Below are 20,521 nucleotides of genomic sequence, written 5' to 3'. Positions count from 1 at the left end.
GATCAATCCAGCATCAGGCTCATATAAGCTTCCCGTTGGGGGTATCCCATTACGATCCGTGTGAAAGTCTGGATATCCTGCTCCTTTAATAACTTTTCCGATACCGGAGCATCCTTGTGCGTAGACAACCAGTGGTGCATCAACCGTTCCGTGTCGATCACGCGGGCCATACCCATCGGGTGTGTACCGGGAACGACCGGAGGTGTTTTGTAAACGGCTTTGCTTACGTTGTTTTGCAGGGTCGCTTCCTGGAGCAGCAGGTTTGCCACCCGGTCGTCGTCGTAAAGAAATTCCTTTATATACAGCTGCTGGTTTGCTTCCGGTATGCCGGAGGTATGGTCGGGGGGAAGTACGAAAGCCATTCCGACAGGCTGTTCCTGTTCGTCCAGGGCGGTGAGTAGTTGTCCGCCGGACAGTTGCAGGTCGCGCAGGATCGTGATAAGGTCGTCTTTGGTATGGAGTACACAACAGGGACGTTGGCGCATGTGCTTATCGAAAAACTTGTACAGCAGATCCATCGAAGGAACTTCGGGAGGAACCACAGTCAGTTTCGGAGCCCATACCGGTTCTTCGGGGCGGATGTAGGTTTCCTCGGAATAGTCGAAAGCCTCGGTGTAACCTTGTTCCCGGTAATAATCGAACAACCAGGGATCGGCCGGGATCAGAGCCGTTACGGCTACCGACCGGTATTTCATTTCCTCGTATGCATTCTGGATAAGTTGCCGCATCAGGCCTTTTCCTCGCATCGAAGGGAGGGTACATGCCCCTGAGATATAAGCTACGGATATTTCTGTCCCGTAGTATGTCATTGTATAAGGCAGCATCTGCAAAGCAGATACCACCTGTCCGTCCTTTTCAATGACCAGGGTATTCTCTTCCTTGTATACCCGGTCGAAATAGAGGCGTATAAATTCTTCCGTATCATTGAACGAGAGACGCCACAGATCGATTACTTGTTGCTTGTTCATCTTGTTTATTGTTTTGCGTTTTCTTTATCGCGGCGTTTTTCTCCAATAGTATGACCGGGTTATAGGAAAGTTTCGCTTTGCGTAGTCCGGGGATACCCAGGTCTTCCTCCCGGTTGACGTAGGTGAACTGTTCCGGCAGGCGGGAAGCGAATTCCTGGTTGATGACGGTGTAGGCTCCCTCATAGTCGACATCGGCCTTTTCCACATGTACTCCGAAGGTATCATGGTTGATAGGCGCACCGAATGTAAAGGCAATCACTTTGCCATCGACGAGCAGGGCTCCGCCAATCAGCCCGAGTTCGTTGAAGTGATTGAGGGCATAGGTCATGGAGATACGTTCGTAGTTCAGATCTTCCGCATCGTCTTCCGTCCGGTTGGCTTTGTACCAGGTACATTCCAGCTTCAGACACTGGGGGATCAGTTCCGGGGTAATGGGGGAATATTCGTACTCATATCTCTTTTTGAAGTTATTGATATGGTTGCGTTTCGACTGGTACTTCTTGCCTTTCAGCAAGGCCAAGTCTTCACGCTGATAGATATAGTCGAAATAATCCCGTTCAGGGATATAAAAGAACCCGCCGGGTAATGCTTTTTCAAGCATCTCCTTGGCATCGGGGGTTACTCCCAGCATACATAACGGATGGCCGTGCTCGCGTGAGTCGGCTTCCAGCAGTTCCAACGCGTGTCGCAGGTTGCCTTCTCCGGCCGGAGTCATGTAAACCATCCTGCTTTTGTCTTCTATCAGGAAGCGGATCAGCAAGAATCCGTCGACAATGGCAAACTCCGTGTCGTACAGGAAACGCCAGCTACAAATATTGGCAAACGAATAATCGCAATTGCGATAATTGTGAGGATAGGTAAAGGAGGTAATTGTCTCCTTATCCTCTATAGTAATTGGTTTAAAAGGAATCTTCATCATTTTTCTTTTTGTCGTGCAAATATAAAACTAATTAAGATGCACGAATGTTTAAAAAGGAAATAATAAAGGCAGCACAAACACCATAATTATTCCCATGATGACCTGAAGAGGAAGACCCACTTTCACATAATCCATGAACGTATATTTACCGGCCGACATCACAAGTGCATTCGGCGGAGTGGAGAATGGAGAAGCAAAACACATACTGGCTCCGACTGTTACTGCCAGCAGGAACGGGTAGGGACTTACCCCTATGGCGATGGCCGACTGCAAAGCGATCGGGGCGACCAGTACGGCTGTGGCCGTGTTGCTGATAAACATGGTCAGCAAAGAGGTCGTGAAATAGATTCCTGCCATCAGGACGAGCGGCCCGTAGTTACCCAGTCCGCCTACCAGTTTTTCGGAGATAAGCGAAGAAGCCCCCGTCTTTTCCAGCGCGAGCGACATCGGCAGCATGGCCGCGATCAGCACGATACTTTCCCAGTTGATCGTTTTATATGCATCTTCCACATTCCGGAAACATCCTGTCAGCACCATCAGTATGGCGGCAATCAGTACGGCGGTAACGGGAGGGATGGGGATAAAGTCGAATACCATAGCGGCGATCATCAGGACCATGATACCGGCGGCAACAGGTGCTTTGTAGTCGAGGGTAACCTTGGAAGCTTCTTCGACCGGCTGGCCGAGTACTACCCATTGCGACTGCTTCTTGCTCATACGGGCGATGTCGTCCCAGTTCCCTTGTATCAGAAGGATATCTCCGGCATGCATCTTCACATCCTTTACATCAGACAGGATATATTCGTTTTTGCGTTCTATCCCCAGTATGTTGACTGAATATTTGTCGCGGAAACCGGAGTCCTTGACCGCTCTGTTGATCAGCTTGGAATCGGGCATCAGCAGGACTTCGGCGATACCGATCTCGCGTACACTGAGTTTTTCCGCATCACCCGTAAATTCGGATACCTGCGACTCGGTAAGATCCAAGTGGTTCTCTTTTACGAACTTGTCTATATTTTCGAAGTCGCCGAATACATATAATATATCTTCTTCCTGTATCTCTGTATCGGGCCCGGCTAGTTTCTGGTCGACCGTTTTCATAAAGCGTCCCTGTGAGGAAGACTTGCGCCGGATCTCGAGGATGGTCAGATTATACAGGCTGGTGATGTTGAGCTCCTGGAGTTTCCTGTTACGTACCAATGAGTCTTTATGCACCCGTACCCGGTATAGATTGTCGGAAAGGCTGTATTTGGCTGCCAGTTCCTGGGGAGAGCGGCCTGAGGATGCATCGGTCTTCTTATTTTCATCTTTCTTGGTCAGGAACCATTTGCTCAATGGGATCAGGATGATGATGCCGACTGTGATACATACGATGCCGATGGGGGTGAAAGAGAAGAAGGAAAGGTCGTTGTATCCTGCATTCGACAATGCTTCCTGTACCACCAGGTTAGGAGGCGTACCGATCAGCGTGGCCATCCCCCCCATACTGCTTGCAAAAGCAAGAGGCATTAGAAAACGGCTGGGGTTGATATTGGCATTCATCGCCATGCTGACAACGATCGGCAGCATCAGGGCTACGGTTCCGGTATTGCTGACAAAGGCACCGATAAAAGCGGTGACCAACATGATCAGTATAAACAGTTTGATCTCGCTGGTACCTGCCAGTTGTAATATTTTACTACCGATCATCTTGGCCAGACCTGTCTTGAAGATAGCGCCGCCTACAACGAACAGTCCCACCATCATGATGACGACAGAATTGGAAAAACCGGAGAGCGCTTCCGCCGGAGTCAGGATGTTGAATACCATTAATAAGACCAGCGCACAAAGAGCAACGAGGTCTGAACGTACTTTCCCATTCACAAAGAATACGGCGGAAAGTGCGAGAATAATAAGAGTTGTTATCATAAAATGTTCTTAAGATGGTTTTAACTAAAGATAAAATCCCACTGTATAATAAACTAACAATGACGTTTGTATGTTTACCCGATACTTAATTTATACGCTAAAAATAGTAATTAAAAAATGAAAACAGAAAGAATATTACCTGTTGATCTTTACAATACGGTATCGACGCCTGAGCTAACGCTTGAAAGTTCGCTGAAGATCCTATATGTAAAAGATGGTGAAAATTACCAGTTGCTTCCGTTGGAGTCGGGGACACTGGCCGTGATCTGTACCGGAGGTGCTTTTAACTGCCATGCCTTGCATCAGGTATATGATGTAACGGCCGGACAACTCCTGCTTGTGGCCAGTGACGATGTGACTGAGGTGAAACCTTTCCAGTCGACCGGTTTTTCCGGAATAATCGTCTATGTCTCCGAAGAGTTGCTTATCAACCGGCAACGCCTTGTGTACCGTGATATCCCTTCCAACGAAATTGAAGAGACGAGAACCTACCTGCACCTGGTCGAGTCGCAGATCGAGCAGATGAAGGAGATGCGTGCCAAGGTGGTCGAGTCGTTGCTGCGGGCTTTGATCATAAACCTGCAGCAGGGAAAAGCAGTCGCCGAAGTGCCTAAAACAGAAAATTCGCTCTTTTTCCAACAATTTGCGACATTAATTAGCCGATATCACCATTCTCCTGCGTACTTTTACGCAGAAAAGTTAGGGATCAATTCGCAGGAGCTGAATATCCGGTGTAAACAAGGGGCCGGAATATCGGCAGCCGAATGGATCAGTGAGTTTGTATTGCTGGAAGCAAAAGACCTGTTGTCGAAGACCCGCCTGCGTCCTTCGCAGATAGCTACGATGCTGGGGTTTGCCAACCACGATACCTTCTCCCGCTGGTTCCGCAGGAATACGGGTGAGATCCCTACCGAATGGAGGTAATAATATATAATGTATAGGAATACCATGAATTTATCATTTGAAAACAGCAAGATCAAAGGGAAAGTAGTTTTAACGGATTCGCTGGATGCTAACCCGGCTTTATTGAAAGACAAAACATTGTATAAGTTTATATGGGTGGTTTCCGGTCAGCTCGAACTGGATGTCGACCATCAGGCGGTGGTACTGAATGCCGGGCAGTTGCTCACTTTATCGCACCTGCATCACCTGGAGTTCGTGCGGGTGGACGGATCGTATTTTGCCCTGATGTTCAACAGTAATTTCTATTGTATCTATGGCAACGACCATGAAGTCTCATGCAACGGGTTGTTGTTCCACGGATCATCGCATGTGGTCGTATTCGACTTGTCGGATCAGGAACGGCGGAAGATCGAGACGCTGACAGGGATCATGCGTGAAGAATTCGAGAGCCGCGACCATCTGCAGGATGAAATGCTCCGTGTATTGCTGAAACGCTTTATTATATTATGTACGCGAGTGGCGGAGAACCGGCAGGGGGTAAGGAAAGAAAACGGGATGCAGTTTGAGACGATCCGCAAGTTCTATGTCCTGGTCGATACCCATTTCAAGGAGAAAAAGCAGGTGCAGGAGTATGCCGATATGCTCAACAAGTCGCCTAAGACACTCGCTAACTTACTGTCTACGTATCAACAGCCGTCTGCTATCCGTGTCATCCACAATCGTGTGCAGGCGGAAGCGGAGCGTTTGTTGCTTTACACTTCGAAAAGTTCCAAAGAGATCGCTTTGTTGTTGGGGTTTGAAGACCAGGCGACGTTCAGCCGCTTCTTCAAAAATGCAACCGGATTGAGTACTACCGAATACCGGAAGAAGAACAAAAATCAGGGAGAAGAGACCCAAATAGACAAATTGCCAACTCTATAGGGAAAATTATCATCGCCTTAACTCTACGTATTCTCTACTTTTGTACCGTTAGCTTTTACTTTCTAAGGAGAGGAGGTTAACAATTAATTGTCGGTTATTACAAAAAATTCCGAACAATTAGGTTAAAACGAATGTTCTGTTAATAACAAAGTCAAAAGAGGAGAAATGTAAGATGAAGAAGTATGATGCGATAATCATTGGTTTTGGGAAAGCCGGCAAGACACTTGCCGCAGAGTTGGGATCAAGGGGATGGAATGTGGCCATCATTGAACGTTCTGCCGGAATGTACGGCGGCACCTGTATCAATATAGGTTGTATCCCTACAAAGAAGCTGGTACACATGTCGAAAGTGATTTCGTACAGAAAACCATCGTCTTTTGAACAATATGCGGAAGAATACCGTAAAGCGATTGCTGAAAAGCGGGAGCTGACAGCCCTTTTGCGTAAAAAGAATTTCGATAATCTCGATTCGAAAGATACGGTTACGGTTTATACTGGTGTTGCCTCTTTCCGTTCTCCTCATCAAATAGAAGTAAAAGCGGGAGGCGAAGCCCTGCTGCTGGAAAGTGAAAAGATATTTATCAATACGGGTGCCACAACTATCCTTCCTTCCATCAAAGGGCTGGAGGGAAATCCTTTCGTATATACCAGCACCTCTATCATGGAACTGGACAAGTTACCACGCCGGCTCGTTATCGTAGGCGGCGGTTATATCGGCCTGGAGTTCGCTTCGATGTTTGCCGGATTCGGTTCGGAAGTGACCATACTGGAAGGCGGGGACAAGTTCATTGCCCGTGAAGACCGGGATATTGCTGAAGCCGTAAAAGCCGTTCTCGAAAAGAAAGGAATCAGCATCCATCTGAATGCCCAGGTTCAGTCTATTGAACACAACGGGGCGGAAGCTGTTATAATATATAAAGAGAATAAAGAAGGACTGGATAAGCAGATCTCTGCCGAAGCCGTGCTGCTGGCCACCGGGCGTAAGCCGAATACGGAAGGCTTGAATACGGAAGCTGCCGGAATACAACTCTCCAACCGGGGAGCCATCCTGGTAGATGAACATCTTCGTACGAACGTGCCCGGTATCTGGGCAATGGGCGATGTAACCGGTGGTCTTCAGTTCACTTATATTTCTCTGGATGACTATCGTGTGATAAAGGATGAACTGTTCGGAAAAGGAACACGTACGAAAGACGACCGCCTGGGTGTGGCTTATTCCGTATTTATCGACCCGCCGTTGTCGCGCATCGGTATGGGAGAGGAGGAAGCCCTTAACTCAGGAAGGAAAGTCAGTATTGCCCGTATTCCGGCTACTGCATTCCCACGTACACGGACATTCGACCAGACAGACGGCCTGCTGAAAGCCATTGTAGATACGGAAACAGGAGAAATACTGGGGTGTACTTTGTTCTGTGCGGAGTCTACGGAAGTCATCAACCTCGTGTCGCTGGCGATACGGGCAGGAAAAGATTATACATTTTTGCGGGATAGTATTTATACTCACCCGTCGATGAGCGAATCGCTGAACGATTTGTTCGCATTGATAAAACAATAAAAACAAAATATAAAATAGAAAGAACATGAAAAAAGCAGATATCGGACTGATCGGGCTTGCCGTAATGGGCGAGAACCTGGCTCTGAATATGGAAAGCAAAGGTTTTACCGTTGCTGTATATAACCGCAACTTTCCCGGTGAGGAAGGTGTGGTGGATCGTTTTGTGAATGGCCGCGGTAAAGGGAAGAACTTCATCGCTACACATTCGATCGAAGAACTGACGGATGCCGTAAAGCGTCCGCGTATCATCATGATGATGATCAAAGCCGGTGCGCCGGTAGACGAGATGATCGAACAATTATTGCCCCACATGTCGCCGGGCGATGTGATCATCGACGGGGGTAACTCCGATTTCCACGATACGGAACGCCGTGTGAAGGAAGTGGAAGCAAAAGGCCTGTACTTCGTAGGTTCAGGTATCTCAGGCGGTGAAGAAGGCGCACTTCACGGGCCTTCCGTTATGCCGGGCGGTTCTCCCGAAGCATGGCCGATCGTAAAGGATATCCTGCAGGGTATCGCTGCGAAGCTGGACGACGGTACGCCTTGCTGCCAGTGGATCGGACGGGGAGGAGCCGGACATTTCGTTAAGATGGTTCATAACGGTATCGAATACGGGGATATGCAATTGATCTCCGAAGCCTATTCGTTGCTGAAAAACCGTAAAGGACTGGACGACGACGAAATGTCGGTTGTCTTTGAAGAATGGAATAAAGGCGAACTGGACAGTTTCCTGATCGAGATTACGAAGAATATTCTCCGTTTCCGCGATGAAGACGGTAAGCCGTTGCTGGATAAGATACTTGATGTGGCCGGACAAAAGGGAACCGGAAAGTGGAGCGCGATTGCCGCTATGGACGAAAGCGACCCGCTGACGCTGGTTACCGAAGCTGTTTATGCCCGTCTGTTGTCAGCCCTTTATGCCGAACGTGAGAAAGCAGCCGGCCTGTATCCCGAACCAGTCGAACTGGGTGAGAACCTGTTCGTGGAGGAGATACGCCAGGCGTTGTATGCTTCCAAGCTGATCTCGTATGCCCAGGGATTCTCCCTGATACGCCGTGCATCCGAACATTACGGCTGGGAGCTGGATTACGGAACGATCGCCCAGATATGGCGTAAGGGATGTATTATCCGCTCCGTCTTTCTTCAGAAGATAACGGAAGCCTACCGCAAGAACCCGAAGCTGGAAAACCTGCTGTTCGATGACTTCTTCCGCACCAAGATACAAAATGCTTTGCCTTCCTGGCGTAAGACTGTTTCGGAAGGTGCCCTGAGCGGTGTCGCCTTACCGGCCATGAGCTCTGCCCTGAGTTATTTCGACGGACTGCGTACTCTGCATTCGGCTGCCAATCTGATCCAGGCACAGCGTGATTACTTCGGAGCCCATACCTATGAAAGGACAGACCGCGAACGTGGCATCTTCTTCCATACCAACTGGACGGGCGAAGGCGGTAACACGGTATCCGGAACTTATAATGTTTAACAAGTGGAGGACGTGAGGATGAACAGACCAAATGATCAGCTACTTGTTATTTTCGGGGCATCGGGCGACCTGACAGGCCGCAAGTTGCTTCCGGCACTTTTTGAATTGTATGTCAGCAAGATGTTACCCGAACATTTTGCCATTCTGGGTGCTGCGCGCACCGCGTTTACGGATGAAGAGTTCCGTGCCGAACAACGTAAACATATACTGGAAGCACGGGGAAATAAGGAAACAAACAGCGAAGATCTGGATAACTTCTTCCGGATACTTTTCTACCTGGCATTCGATTCAACCAACACCGCCGAATATGTAAAACTGAAAGACCGTATCCATCTTTTGCAACAGCAGGAAAATCTTCCCGACAAGGTGATCTATTATCTTGCGACTCCGCCGTTGATGTACGAGTTGATCCCGAAGTATCTTCAGGAGAACGGTATGAATGTGGCTGCGTCGGAAGACGGATGGCGCCGGGTAATCGTGGAGAAGCCTTTCGGTACGAGCCTGGAGACAGCGCAGAACCTGAATCAGCATCTGTGCCGTATCTTCGATGAGAAAGAGATCTACCGTATCGACCATTATCTGGGAAAGGAGACAGTGCAGAACATCCTGGTACTCCGTTTCTCGAACGGCATATTCGAACCTCTCTGGAACCGCAACTATGTCGACTCGATCGAGATCAGTGCCTCAGAGACGCTGGGGGTGGAGAATCGCGGCAAGTATTACGACGGCGCCGGCGCTTTGCGCGACATGATACAGAATCACCTGATGCAGTTGATGGCTTTTGCTGCGATGGAGTCGCCTTCCGTGTTCGATCCGGAACCGATCCGTGACGAGATCGTGAAGGTGTTCCGCTCGATCCGTCCTTATACGATCCGCGAAATGAACGAGTGGGTGGTACGGGGACAGTACGACGGTTATCGCGAGGAGAAGAACGTGGCTCCCGATTCGAATACGGAGACTTACGTCGGTATGAAGTTCTTTATCGATAACTGGCGGTGGAGCGGCGTACCGTTCTACTTCTTCACCGGGAAGAAACTGCCGGAGAAGTCGTCGGAGATCGTTATCCATTTTAAATCGACCCCGCACCAGTTGTTTGCCGGACAGTGTTCGGGAAGCTCCTGTAATAAGCTTGTGATCCGTATCCAACCGGACGAAAGCATCACCTTGCGTTTCGGGCTGAAGATGCCGGGAGCCGGATTTACGGTGAAACAGGTCGGAATGGAGTTCCGTTACGACTCGCTTTCAAAGACTCATTTGCCGGATGCCTACGAACGGTTGCTATTGGATGCCATGCTGGGCGATTCGACCCTGTATGCCCGCAGCGACGCTTTGGAAGCCAGCTGGCGTTTTATCGATCCGATCCTGCATCACTGGAAAGAAGAAGGATCGAAGCGGCTGTACTTCTATGAACCCGGACAGAACGGGCCGATAGAGAGAATGAACCTGGGCGCCGATTCGATGGGAGCTCCCTGCGATTCGTGCGGCTAAAAAATGAAGCGTATGAAAATAGAGAATTATAAAGACAACAAAGAAGCTCTCCGGGCATTGACCAGTCAGTTGATGACTTATATGGCCCGGAAGGAAGACCAAAAGCCGTTCAACCTCGCCCTTTCCGGCGGGGAAACGGCTAAGAAGATGTTCGCCCTTTGGGTGGATGAATACAGAGATAAGATCGATTGGGATAGTCTGCGTTTCTTCTGGGTAGACGAACGTTGTGTGGCCCCGACCGATCCGGATAGTAATTTCGGACATGCGAACAAATTGCTGTTCGAACCTCTCCAGATCCCCCGGGATCATATCCATCGTATTCACGGTGAGGTGGAGCCGGGTACGGAGGCCATGCGTTATTCGCGTATTGTAAAGGAATATCTGCCCCGCCACGGCCAGTTCCCTTATTTCGATTGTATCATTCTGGGAATAGGAGGGGATTCGCATACGGCCTCTATCTTTCCCGATAATCTTCCGTTGCTGACGGACAGCCGCAATTATGCCGTTTCGCAGCATCCGGAAACCGGGCAGTTCCGTATCACGATGACCGGCCCGATCATACTGAACGGTTCTCCGTTGCTTGTACCGGTATTAGGTGCGGGTAAGGGGCCGGCAATCGAGGAGTTGAAACAGGGCTATTCGGCAGTGAATGCCACGCCGGCGGCCTATATTTTATCTCATGCGGTAGACTCGATCGTTTATACGACGCTCTAGTCTTCCCGTTGACGGCATCCGTCACCCCTCGTTGACGATGGTCATCACCTCCCGTTGACGGCACCCGTCAATTACGGAGAATAATTCCCGGCTGGGGACAACAATTTCCTTGCCAGCTTTGTTAAACTAAAGTATTAACTAATTAAAATCAATGGTTATGACAAAGATAATGAAAACATTGTGGGACGAAAGTTCCGAGCTGACAGATGAAGGAATGTCTGTCGACAATTCTATAACCGGGAATACGTATACAGCCGACGATATCAAGGACGTAACAGAAACTATCGAAGGCGGTAACCAGGAAGCCGACGACTTCAACGAAAAAGACGATGTCGTATAAGATTTAATTCCGGAAGAGATCACGAATAAGAGCCTGTATTCTTTTACCAAACGCATGTACCCCTTTTTTACACACGCATGTACCCCTTTTCAGGAAGACTATAGCTCTGATCTTTTCCGGATTATTTTTCCCCTTTCCGTTTAAATGCTGATAGGTACACTTCACCTCCCATTCCGTCAGCTTCAGTATTTTATTATATGTAATCACTTTCCGTCTGGCTAGCTTTGTAATATTATTTTAAATTACAAAGTGATGTTTAAAGCAATTGTACATTTTTCTATCCACAAAAAGTTGTTCGTCGGGCTTACGACGCTGTTTCTGCTGATCGGTGGAATTTATGCAATGTTGACGCTTCCTATCGATGCGGTACCGGACATAACCAATAACCAGGTGCAGATCGTGACTGTTTCGCCGACCCTTGCCCCGCAGGAAGTAGAACAACTGATTACTTTTCCCATAGAAATTGCCATGAGCAATATTATGAATGTAGAAGAGATACGCTCCGTATCCCGTTTCGGGCTGTCGCTCGTAACGGTCGTATTCAAGGAGAGTGTACCTACATTGGATGCCCGGCAGTTGATCAACGAACAGATACAAACCGTGTCCGGTGAAATCCCGTCTGAGCTGGGAACGCCGGAGCTGATGCCTATAACCACCGGGCTGGGGGAGATCTACCAATATGTATTGAAAGTGGCTCCGGGTTATGAAGATAAATACGATGCGATGGAGTTGCGTACTATCCAGGACTGGATCGTTAAACGGCAGCTTTCCGGTATTCCGGGGATTGTAGAGATCAATAGTTTCGGCGGTTATCTGAAACAGTATGAAGTCGCGGTCGACCCTGACGCTTTGTATTCGTTGAATATTACTATCAGTGATGTGTATGCCGCCCTCAACAGCAACAACCAGAATACAGGCGGTAGCTATATCGAAAAAGTGAACCGGGCCTATTATATCCGTTCCGAAGGGATGATCAGCGATACAAAAGATATCGAACGTATCGTGATAACCAACCGGGGAGGCATCCCTATCCATATCAGCGATGTCGGAACAGTCCGTTTCGGAGCACCGAAGCGTTTTGGTGCCATGACGAAAGACGGCGAGGGCGAATGTGTGGGCGGTATCGCTATGATGCTGAAAGGAGCTAACGCCAATCTGGTGACGAAAGAGCTGGAAGCGCGTGTCGATAAGGTACAGAAGATGCTTCCCGAAGGTGTCAGCGTGAAGCCTTACCTGAACCGCTCGGAGTTGGTAAACCGCAATATCTCGACGGTTGTACGGAACCTGATAGAAGGTGCCCTGATCGTCTTCTTCGTGTTGATTATCTTTCTGGGGAATATTCGCGCCGGGCTGATCGTGGCTTCCGTTATTCCGCTGGCGATGCTGTTCGGTTTTATCATGATGCGTATATTCGGTGTGTCGGCCAACCTGATGAGCTTGGGGGCTATCGACTTCGGTATCGTTGTGGACGGCTCGATCGTGATCGTGGAAGGGATCCTGGCACATATTTATACCCGGCGGCTTGCCGGACGTACACTGTCGAAAGCCGAGATGGACAAGGAAGTGGAGGCCGGGGCAAGCGGTGTGGTGCGAAGTGCCACGTTTGCGGTGCTGATTATCCTGATCGTCTTTTTCCCGATCCTTACGTTGACCGGCATCGAGGGAAAATACTTTACACCGATGGCAAAGACCCTTGTCTTTTGTATTATCGGCGCGTTAATCCTTTCGCTCACCTATGTGCCGATGATGGCTTCTTTATTCCTGAAACGGACTATTTCATCCAAACCTACTTTTGCCGATCGTTTCTTTGAGAAACTGAACCGGGTATATAAAAGCAGCCTGCGTTTCTGCCTGCATCATATCTGGGCGACGATCGTTTCTGCCTTTGCTTTGCTGGCGGCTTCCTTGTTGTTGTTTACCCGTTTGGGGGCCGAGTTTATCCCGACCCTGGATGAAGGGGACTTTGCCATGCAGATGACGCTTCCGGCGGGAAGTTCGCTGACCCGTAGCATCGAATTGTCCGGCGAGGCACAAAAGACATTGATGGATCAGTTTCCCGAGATTAAACACGTGGTTGCCAAGATAGGAACGGCGGAAGTGCCTACTGATCCGATGGCAGTGGAAGATGCCGATATAATGATCATCATGAAGCCTTTCAAGGAATGGACTTCCGCGTCGAGCCGTGCCGGGATGGTGGAGAAGATGAAGGCGGCTCTTGAACCGATCGAGGGTGCCGAGTTTAATTTCAGCCAGCCGATCCAGTTGCGTTTCAACGAACTGATGACGGGTGCCAAAGCGGATATAGCCATCAAACTGTATGGTGAAGACATGGAAGAACTCTATGCGAAAGCGAAAGAAGCGTCCGCCTTTGTTGAGAAAGTATCCGGGGCGGCCGACGTGATCGTGGAACAGGCAATGGGACTTCCGCAGCTGGTGGTTAAATACGATCGCGCCAAGATTGCCCGCTACGGGATGAATATAGAGGAACTGAATACGATTGTCCGCACGGCTTATGCCGGTGAAGCTGCCGGCGTGATTTTTGAGAATGAACGCCGCTTCGATCTGGTGCTCCGTCTCGATAAGGATAAAGTGTCTGACCTGAATCTGGATAAACTGTTTATCCGTACGGCGGAAGGCATCCAGATCCCGGTGAGCGAAGTGGCGAACATCGAACTGGTGAACGGGCCGCTCCAGATTAACCGGGATGCCACCAAACGCCGTATTGTGATCGGGGTGAATGTGCGTGATGCGGATATTCAGCAGGTCGTTTCCGACATTCAGGATACATTGGATAAGAATATCAAGCTGAAGCCCGGCTATTATTTTGAATACGGCGGCCAGTTCGAGAACCTGCAGAATGCCATTAATACCTTGCTGATCGTTATTCCGGTGGCTTTGGCACTGATTCTTTTGTTGTTGTTCTTTGCTTTCAAGAGCGTGACTTATACGCTGGTGGTTTTCTCAACCGTCCCCTTGTCGCTTATCGGCGGTATCGCGGCGCTTTGGCTGCGCGGTTTGCCTTTCAGCATTTCGGCCGGGGTGGGATTTATAGCTTTGTTTGGTGTGGCGGTACTGAATGGTATCCTGATGATCAATCACTTTAATGACCTGCGTAAACGAAATAAATATTATATGTGTACGAACCGTATTATAGCTAAAGGCTGTCCGCACCTGCTGCGTCCGGTCTTTTTGACAGGGCTGGTCGCTTCCCTGGGATTTGTGCCGATGGCGATTGCCCGGTCGGCCGGAGCTGAAGTGCAGCGTCCGCTGGCGACGGTGGTGATTGGGGGACTGATTGTTTCTACCGTCCTTACCTTATTGATTATTCCGGTCTTTTACCGGCTGGTAAATTCATTCCCGTTCTTATGGAAGAAGATCCGGAAAGGGAGAGGAGTAAAGGCGTTGCCGATGATCCTGGGGCTTGCTCTTCTGGCTTCCCCGGCTTGGGCTCAGAATGATGTAACTGGTCGGGCAGCTATGGTTTCGCTGGATGAAGCGTTGTCTGTCGCCCTGCAGAATCACCCGCGTCTGAAAACGGCATCTGCTGCCATCGACCGTTCGCGTACTGCCCGTGGCGAATCGTGGGAGTTGGCTCCGACATCGGTCAGCTATTCATGGGGACAGATCAATGGCGAGACGCGCAACGATAATCAGATCGAAGTGACCCAGTCGCTGGGTTCTTTGCTCACTCCGTTTTATAAGAATACGCTTGTCGGCAAACAGATCGAAACCGGCGAATACTATCGGGATATGGTGAAAAAGGAAATCATCGCCGAAGTGAAGCGTGCCTGGGCTTATTATCAATATGCAGCCAATCTCCGTTCCCTTTACCGCGAACAGAATGAGCTGGCCGCACGTCTGCAACAAGCCGGTCAACTCCGTTACGAACAGGGTGATATCACCTTGCTGGAACGGAATATGGCAACCACGCTTGCCGCAGATCTGCGTACCCGCCTGATGCAGTCGGAAGAAGAGTTGCAACTGGCTGCACGCCGGTTTACTTGGGCTTGTTATGCCGACCGGCCGATCGTCCCGGCTGACAGTACGCTGGCTTTATTCCCGGCAGAAACCGGAGTTGCTGTGCTGTCGGATGCGCATGTCGGATATTTCCAAAGTACGGCAGACGAAAAGAAAGCGATGCTCAACGTGGAGCGTAGCCGTTTCTTTCCGGAGCTGTCGGTCGGTTATATCCGCCAGAAAATAGCGCCGCTTAGCGGACTGAACTCCTGGATGGTCGGCGTTTCGTTCCCGATCCTGTTCTTTTCGCAGCAAAGTCGTACGCGGCAGGCACGGATAGATGCTTATATCGCCCGTACGGAAGCGGAAGCAAGTACGCGCCAGCTAAGCAATAAGGTCGACGAACTGCAGGCAATGCTTCGCCAGCAAGGTGAAAGTATCCGTTATTATACGACGGGAGCTTTGCCGGAAGCCGATGCTTTGCTAAAGAGTGCGCAGATACAATTCCGCGAGAGTGAAACGGATATTATGCAGTTCGTGCAGAGCTTGAAGAGCGCGCGGGAGATAAAAAGAGGATATATTGAATCTGTTTACAATTACAATATCTCCGCGCTGGAACTGGAATTGTATACGCGATAGAAATATTCCGCCCGACAATGCTTCCGGAAGATTATCGGCGTTGTCCGGCCTGGCGACAGTGCTTACGGAAAATTATTGGCGTTGTCCAGCCTGGCGACAGTGCTTACGGAAAATTATCAGCGCTGTCCAACCCGAGGACAGTACTTACAGAAAATTATTGGCGCTGTCCAACCCGGGGACAGTGCTTACAGAGAATTATTGGCATTGTCCCCGGAAATACCGAATAAAAAGAATTTATAATAAAAACGATACGATGAAAAGAATATTTATTCCCATTGCTGCCCTGTTGTTGGCAGCCTGTAGCGCGACTACGGAAAAAGAACAACCACAAGAGATTTCAAAGCCGGAGGTCGAACCGGTAGTTGCTGCAGCCGACTCGCTTCAGGTGGATGCCGTCACCTCTGCAACCGCTATGCCGAATCATTCTTCCTTTAATGGGAAAATGATCGTTCCCCCTCAGCGTCATGCCACTGTTACGCTGACAATGGGAGGAACCGTACATGCAACATCTCTGCTGCCGGGTGACTATGTGCGGAAAGGTACTGTCCTGGCAACGTTGGAGAACCCTGATTTTATCACTCTCCAGCAAAATTATCTCGAAGCGCATGCACAAGCGGAATATCTGGAAGCCGAATTCCATCGGCAGGAGCGTTTAAGTTCGCAGGAAGCTGCTTCCCAGAAACGTTTTCAGCAGAGTAAGGCAGATTATCTGTCGATGAAAAGCCGCCTGGAAGCCGCTGCCGCCCAGTTGACGATCCTCGGTGTCGATCCCGCTGATCTGTTGAAAAGCGGTATCCGTCCTTATCTCGAAGTGAAATCTCCGCTGAATGGATATGTGGCCGGAATGACAATCAATCTGGGTAAATATCTCAATGCCGGCGAACCGGTCTGTGATGTGATCGACAAAGGGGAAACCCTGCTCTGCCTGACCGCTTACGAAAAAGACCTGGATGACCTGACCCCCGGAAGCCGCATCCAGTTCCGCGTAAACGGTATGGGTAAACAAACCTTTGATGCCACCCTGCTCTCCATCGGACAGGAAGTGGACGCCGTCAACCGCTCTCTTGAAATATATGCACGGGTAAAAGGAAATAACGAACGTTTTCGTCCTGGCATGTATGTTACGGCACGCGTAGAAAAGAAATAAGTATCTTTGTGGCATGAAGCTAAATGTAGATAAATATAAACTGGCAGTGATCGTCATTTCCGTAGTGGTGGCGTTCCTGACTCATTTCCCGGAAATGATCTCCCTGTTCGATCATTCCGGGCAGGATAACCTGTTTCCGGGGATGCGGCTGGCCGATGTTGCCAACGAGGTTTTTTTCACGTTCGTTTCCCTGCTGATCCTGTTTACGCTCAACACTTTGTTGTTCGGGTTTAACCGGGCGACGGCACGTATCACCTGGCTGAAGATGATGCTGTCTTTTATCATGACCTGGGTAATGAGTAACTTGTTGGGACAAGGGTTTGTCTTCCTGCATCATCATTTCGATATTCCTGCCATTGATGCGATGGTGCATCATTATCTGCATCCGTTGCGTGACTTTATCATCACCTGTATTGTGACAGGCAGTTGTTATATGATCCATCTGATCCGCAAAAGCCAGCAGGTGTTGATCGAGAATCAGCAGTTGCGGACGGAGAACCTGGTCAATCAATACGAAGCCCTGAAGAATCAATTGAATCCCCATATGCTTTTCAATTCGCTGAATACGCTGCGTTCGCTGATCCGCGAGACACCCGATAAAGCCCAGGATTATCTGCAGGAACTTTCCCGTGTGCTTCGTTATACCTTGCAGGAGAACGAATGCCAGAGCGTTACTTTGCAGGAAGAGATGGAGTTTGTCGATGCGTACCTGTTCCTGTTGAAGATGCGTTATGAAGATAATCTGTCGTTCGATATCCGGATTGAGGAAGGGGCTATGCTTTGCCAGCTCCCGCCTATGTCGGTTCAGTTGCTGGTTGAAAATGCCGTCAAGCATAATGAGATCAGTAACCGCCATCCGCTGACTATCCGGATCTATTCGGAGGGGAAACGCTTAACGGTCGGTAATCCGATCCAGCGTAAACTGACGGCCAGCAGCGGCATGCGGATCGGTTTGTCGAACCTGGCAAAACGCTACCGCCTGTTATTTAAAGAGGAGATCGAAGTGCGTGAAGACAATAATACATTTACTGTAACCATTCCATTGATATGAATGCATTAATCATTGAAGACGAGAAAGCGGCCGTCCGCAATCTGAAGGCACTCCTGTGTGATGAGGCTCCCGACATAGAGATCATAGCTGTGTTGGATAGTATTACTGAAAGTGTCGAATGGTTTCGTGCCAATCCGATGCCGGAATTGATCTTCCTGGATATTCATCTGGCCGACGGTTCTTCTTTTGAAATATTCGAGCATGTCGATATCACCTGTCCGATCATCTTTACGACGGCTTATGATGAATATGCCCTGCGTGCTTTTAAGGTGAACAGCATCGATTATTTGTTGAAGCCTATCGGGCAAAGCGACATCCGTAAAGCGATCGGTAAATTGAGACAACTGAAAGCCGAGTCGCCGGTGAAAGAACCGGATTACAGCAGCCTTATCAGCGTACTGAAGCGACAGGAGAGTTACAAAACCCATTTCCTCGTTCCGGTCAAAGGGGATAAACTGCTTCCTTTGTCTGTCGATATGATCCTGTTTTTTTATATCCATGAAGGAAATGTAAAGGCTGTTGTGACGGACGGGAAAGAATATACTTTTACACAAACACTGGATGAATTGTCGGATTGCCTGAATCCGAATCTGTTCTTTCGCGTAAACCGTCAATATCTAATCTCCCGAAAGGCAGTTCTGGATATCGACCTTTGGTTTAACGGACGTTTGTCGGTTAATCTAAAAGTGCCTGCCGCGGAGAAGATATTGGTCAGTAAAGTTCGTGTTTCCGAATTTAAGGAGTGGTTCACAGGATCTACTACAACTTCTTTTTAAGCGTAAAGAAGAAAGTAACTCCTTTTCCCGGGCTACTCTTGGCAGATATCTGGCCTTTGTGGAAATTAACGCCGTTCTTTACGATCGACAATCCCAGACCGGTTCCGCCTACCTTGCGGCTTCGTCCCTTATCTACACGGTAGAAACGTTCGAAGATACGGTTGATGTGCTCTTCCGAAATACCCGTTCCGTTATCTGCGAAGCTGAAATAATAGAATTTAGGATCTTCCTTGTAACAGTTGATCGTGATCTTGCATCCTTCTCCCGCATAAGCAATTGCATTGTCATACAGGTTGCGGAAGATGGAATACAGCAAAGAGTAATTACCATGAATGGTCGGATCACCCGGCAGGATGATTTCGGATGTGATCTGCTTTTCTTCCATTTCTTTCGAGCATTCCTTTTGTATCTCACTGATCAGCCTGGAGATATTCGTGTCGGCCAGATCGAACAGTTCGGAAGCCTCATCCAACCGGTTCAATACGGAGATATCGCGTAGAAGACCCGTCAGGCGGGTACTTTGCGAGTAGCAACGTTCGAGGAAGAACTGACGCTTGTCTTCTGCCAGCTCCGGATTGCTGATGATCGTTTCAAGATATCCCTGTATACTGCTAACCGGGGTTTTCAGCTCGTGTGCTACGTTTTGCGTCAGCTGGCGTTTCATACGGCTTTCTTCTTCCTGGCGGGAGATATCGTTGATCGATATCTCGTAACTGTTATCCAGAAACAGGATACATTCGATCAGGAAAATCTTTCCGTTTTTATCGACAGTCGCCGACTCGCGCAATACTTTCCGCTTCCGGTTCGTATTGGGGATATTCTTATTCAGAAATGCTTTGATCGGTTCCAGTTCCTGGATGTCGACCACCTCTTCCGCCTGGCGGATCTGGCTGTCGGAAACCACGTTGAAGAACTGGATAAAGAGAATATTGGAAAGGATCTCTTTCCCTTCTGCGGTAAACATGGCAAACCCTTCTTTGGCATACTGGAAGTGCTTGATCAGTTTCTCACGTTCCATCGAAAGCTCATCCTTTGCCTTTTGCTGGCGATGATATAAAGTGATGATGTTCCTCGATATATCGCCCAGCTCATCGTTGGGGAACATGTAATCCGTTTCCGGTATCCTGTCCTTCTCTATATTCAGGGCAAAATCCCGTAGTTTCGATATCGTTCGTCCGATGCTGAAAGTAAAGCGGGAGAGGACGAAGAAGAAGATCAGGGTCATCAGCACCATGAAATAAATAAAGTCCTTGTCGGTCGACAGGGCACTTTGTACATACGGATCGTAAGGCAGTGCTGAACGATAGATGTAACCGCCGATATTGCTGGCCGAATAAAAATATCTTCTACCTGTCGAGCCGGATGTGCGGATGGCAAAACCGTCATTATATAAACGGGCTTTGCGTACCTCGCTGCGGTCGTTATGGTTGTTGAACTCTTCGGTTCCGCTGTTATCGAAAAGCACTTTCCCTTCCGGATTAATGATCGTCACACGTAAATCCTTCTGCGGAATATCTTCAATGAACTGCTTTACGGTTTTGTCAATATCGGTGCCTTGCTGTTGTGTACGTCGGAATAGCTGGTAATTATAGTTACTTAATACATTATTCAACTTCTCCTGTGAGAATTCGCGCTCCCGCTGATACTGAAACAACAGAAAGCAGACCGTAAATCCCAGAAACATCACAAAAACAGACCAGAACAACCGTTGGCTGAACGGTATTCTGCTCTTCATATTCTCTCTCTTTACCATAA

General features: G+C 48.9%; 15 protein-coding genes. 11 read left to right on the top strand and 4 right to left on the bottom strand.

Going from position 1 to position 20,521, the window contains the following annotated elements; all coding sequences use genetic code 11:
• Nucleotides 1-2: 2 nt before the first annotated feature.
• From HMPREF1536_RS21620 to HMPREF1536_RS21610, 3 genes are read right to left on the bottom strand one after another with little or no spacing between them, the layout of a single operon-like run.
• Entirely contained in the window at nucleotides 3-968 is a 966-nt protein-coding gene (locus tag HMPREF1536_RS21620) for a GNAT family N-acetyltransferase (RefSeq protein WP_028729077.1), read from the bottom strand.
• Entirely contained in the window at nucleotides 922-1,884 is a 963-nt protein-coding gene (locus tag HMPREF1536_RS21615; protein WP_028729078.1) for a DUF2156 domain-containing protein, read from the bottom strand. Before HMPREF1536_RS21615 ends, HMPREF1536_RS21620 begins: the two co-directional genes overlap by 47 nt.
• Nucleotides 1,885-1,935: 51 nt before the next feature.
• Nucleotides 1,936-3,795: an SLC13 family permease gene (locus HMPREF1536_RS21610; protein ID WP_028729079.1), complete on the bottom strand. Its 1,860-nt coding sequence runs from the start codon at nucleotides 3,793-3,795 to the stop codon at nucleotides 1,936-1,938.
• A 117-nt stretch (nucleotides 3,796-3,912) separates the two neighbouring features.
• Between HMPREF1536_RS21610 and HMPREF1536_RS21605 the strand changes: the two genes are divergently transcribed.
• From HMPREF1536_RS21605 to HMPREF1536_RS21550, 11 genes are all read left to right on the top strand, one after another.
• The gene (locus HMPREF1536_RS21605; RefSeq protein WP_028729080.1) at nucleotides 3,913-4,719 is read left to right on the top strand and encodes a helix-turn-helix domain-containing protein; all 807 of its coding nucleotides are present in this window, start codon (nucleotides 3,913-3,915) and stop codon (nucleotides 4,717-4,719) included.
• A 24-nt stretch (nucleotides 4,720-4,743) separates the two neighbouring features.
• The gene (locus tag HMPREF1536_RS21600) at nucleotides 4,744-5,619 is read left to right on the top strand and encodes a helix-turn-helix domain-containing protein (protein ID WP_028729081.1); all 876 of its coding nucleotides are present in this window, start codon (nucleotides 4,744-4,746) and stop codon (nucleotides 5,617-5,619) included.
• Nucleotides 5,620-5,791: 172 nt separating this feature from the next.
• Nucleotides 5,792-7,174, top strand: a complete 1,383-nt coding sequence (locus HMPREF1536_RS21595; RefSeq protein WP_028729082.1) for an FAD-dependent oxidoreductase — start codon at nucleotides 5,792-5,794, stop codon at nucleotides 7,172-7,174.
• A 25-nt stretch (nucleotides 7,175-7,199) separates the two neighbouring features.
• Nucleotides 7,200-8,654, top strand: a complete 1,455-nt coding sequence (gene gnd, locus HMPREF1536_RS21590) for a decarboxylating NADP(+)-dependent phosphogluconate dehydrogenase (protein WP_028729083.1) — start codon at nucleotides 7,200-7,202, stop codon at nucleotides 8,652-8,654.
• Nucleotides 8,655-8,672: 18 nt separating this feature from the next.
• Entirely contained in the window at nucleotides 8,673-10,142 is a 1,470-nt protein-coding gene (gene zwf, locus HMPREF1536_RS21585) for a glucose-6-phosphate dehydrogenase (protein WP_028729084.1), read from the top strand.
• A 12-nt stretch (nucleotides 10,143-10,154) separates the two neighbouring features.
• The gene (gene pgl / locus HMPREF1536_RS21580; RefSeq protein WP_028729085.1) at nucleotides 10,155-10,856 is read left to right on the top strand and encodes a 6-phosphogluconolactonase; all 702 of its coding nucleotides are present in this window, start codon (nucleotides 10,155-10,157) and stop codon (nucleotides 10,854-10,856) included.
• Nucleotides 10,857-11,013: 157 nt separating this feature from the next.
• On the top strand, nucleotides 11,014-11,196 hold the full coding sequence (locus tag HMPREF1536_RS21575) for a hypothetical protein (RefSeq protein ID WP_028729086.1): 183 nt from the start codon (nucleotides 11,014-11,016) through the stop codon (nucleotides 11,194-11,196).
• 252 nt (nucleotides 11,197-11,448) lie between these two features.
• Nucleotides 11,449-15,792, top strand: a complete 4,344-nt coding sequence (locus tag HMPREF1536_RS21565; RefSeq protein ID WP_028729088.1) for a CusA/CzcA family heavy metal efflux RND transporter — start codon at nucleotides 11,449-11,451, stop codon at nucleotides 15,790-15,792.
• A 253-nt stretch (nucleotides 15,793-16,045) separates the two neighbouring features.
• Nucleotides 16,046-16,939 carry an efflux RND transporter periplasmic adaptor subunit gene (locus HMPREF1536_RS21560; RefSeq protein WP_028729089.1) on the top strand — a complete coding sequence of 298 codons (894 nt, stop codon included), beginning with the start codon at nucleotides 16,046-16,048 and terminating at the stop codon, nucleotides 16,937-16,939.
• Between the two features lie 13 nt (nucleotides 16,940-16,952).
• Complete coding sequence (locus tag HMPREF1536_RS21555) at nucleotides 16,953-17,990, top strand: sensor histidine kinase (RefSeq protein ID WP_028729090.1); 1,038 nt, start codon at nucleotides 16,953-16,955, stop codon at nucleotides 17,988-17,990.
• Entirely contained in the window at nucleotides 17,987-18,766 is a 780-nt protein-coding gene (locus HMPREF1536_RS21550) for a LytR/AlgR family response regulator transcription factor (protein ID WP_028729091.1), read from the top strand. Before HMPREF1536_RS21555 ends, HMPREF1536_RS21550 begins: the two co-directional genes overlap by 4 nt.
• Here the strand turns inward: HMPREF1536_RS21550 and HMPREF1536_RS21545 are convergent.
• Nucleotides 18,750-20,519: a two-component system sensor histidine kinase PhoR gene (locus tag HMPREF1536_RS21545; RefSeq protein WP_028729092.1), complete on the bottom strand. Its 1,770-nt coding sequence runs from the start codon at nucleotides 20,517-20,519 to the stop codon at nucleotides 18,750-18,752. The two genes, HMPREF1536_RS21550 and HMPREF1536_RS21545, sit on opposite strands and share 17 nt — an antisense overlap.
• Between the last annotated feature and the right edge of the window lie 2 nt (nucleotides 20,520-20,521).

Origin of the sequence: Parabacteroides gordonii MS-1 = DSM 23371 (assembly GCF_000969825.1) — a bacterium.
GTDB classification, from domain to species: domain Bacteria; phylum Bacteroidota; class Bacteroidia; order Bacteroidales; family Tannerellaceae; genus Parabacteroides; species Parabacteroides gordonii.
The sequence above is the reverse complement of the archived record's forward strand: the minus strand, read 5'-3'. Positions and strand labels throughout refer to the sequence as shown.

Coding starts and splice junctions, on each gene's coding strand:
- HMPREF1536_RS21620 (WP_028729077.1), bottom strand. CDS start 968: ATGAACAAGCAACAAGTAATCGATCTGTGGCGTCTCTCGTTCAATGAT.
- HMPREF1536_RS21615 (WP_028729078.1), bottom strand. CDS start 1,884: ATGAAGATTCCTTTTAAACCAATTACTATAGAGGATAAGGAGACAATT.
- HMPREF1536_RS21610 (WP_028729079.1), bottom strand. CDS start 3,795: ATGATAACAACTCTTATTATTCTCGCACTTTCCGCCGTATTCTTTGTG.
- HMPREF1536_RS21605 (WP_028729080.1), top strand. CDS start 3,913: ATGAAAACAGAAAGAATATTACCTGTTGATCTTTACAATACGGTATCG.
- HMPREF1536_RS21600 (WP_028729081.1), top strand. CDS start 4,744: ATGAATTTATCATTTGAAAACAGCAAGATCAAAGGGAAAGTAGTTTTA.
- HMPREF1536_RS21595 (WP_028729082.1), top strand. CDS start 5,792: ATGAAGAAGTATGATGCGATAATCATTGGTTTTGGGAAAGCCGGCAAG.
- gnd (WP_028729083.1), top strand. CDS start 7,200: ATGAAAAAAGCAGATATCGGACTGATCGGGCTTGCCGTAATGGGCGAG.
- zwf (WP_028729084.1), top strand. CDS start 8,673: ATGAACAGACCAAATGATCAGCTACTTGTTATTTTCGGGGCATCGGGC.
- pgl (WP_028729085.1), top strand. CDS start 10,155: ATGAAAATAGAGAATTATAAAGACAACAAAGAAGCTCTCCGGGCATTG.
- HMPREF1536_RS21575 (WP_028729086.1), top strand. CDS start 11,014: ATGACAAAGATAATGAAAACATTGTGGGACGAAAGTTCCGAGCTGACA.
- HMPREF1536_RS21565 (WP_028729088.1), top strand. CDS start 11,449: ATGTTTAAAGCAATTGTACATTTTTCTATCCACAAAAAGTTGTTCGTC.
- HMPREF1536_RS21560 (WP_028729089.1), top strand. CDS start 16,046: ATGAAAAGAATATTTATTCCCATTGCTGCCCTGTTGTTGGCAGCCTGT.
- HMPREF1536_RS21555 (WP_028729090.1), top strand. CDS start 16,953: ATGAAGCTAAATGTAGATAAATATAAACTGGCAGTGATCGTCATTTCC.
- HMPREF1536_RS21550 (WP_028729091.1), top strand. CDS start 17,987: ATGAATGCATTAATCATTGAAGACGAGAAAGCGGCCGTCCGCAATCTG.
- HMPREF1536_RS21545 (WP_028729092.1), bottom strand. CDS start 20,519: ATGGTAAAGAGAGAGAATATGAAGAGCAGAATACCGTTCAGCCAACGG.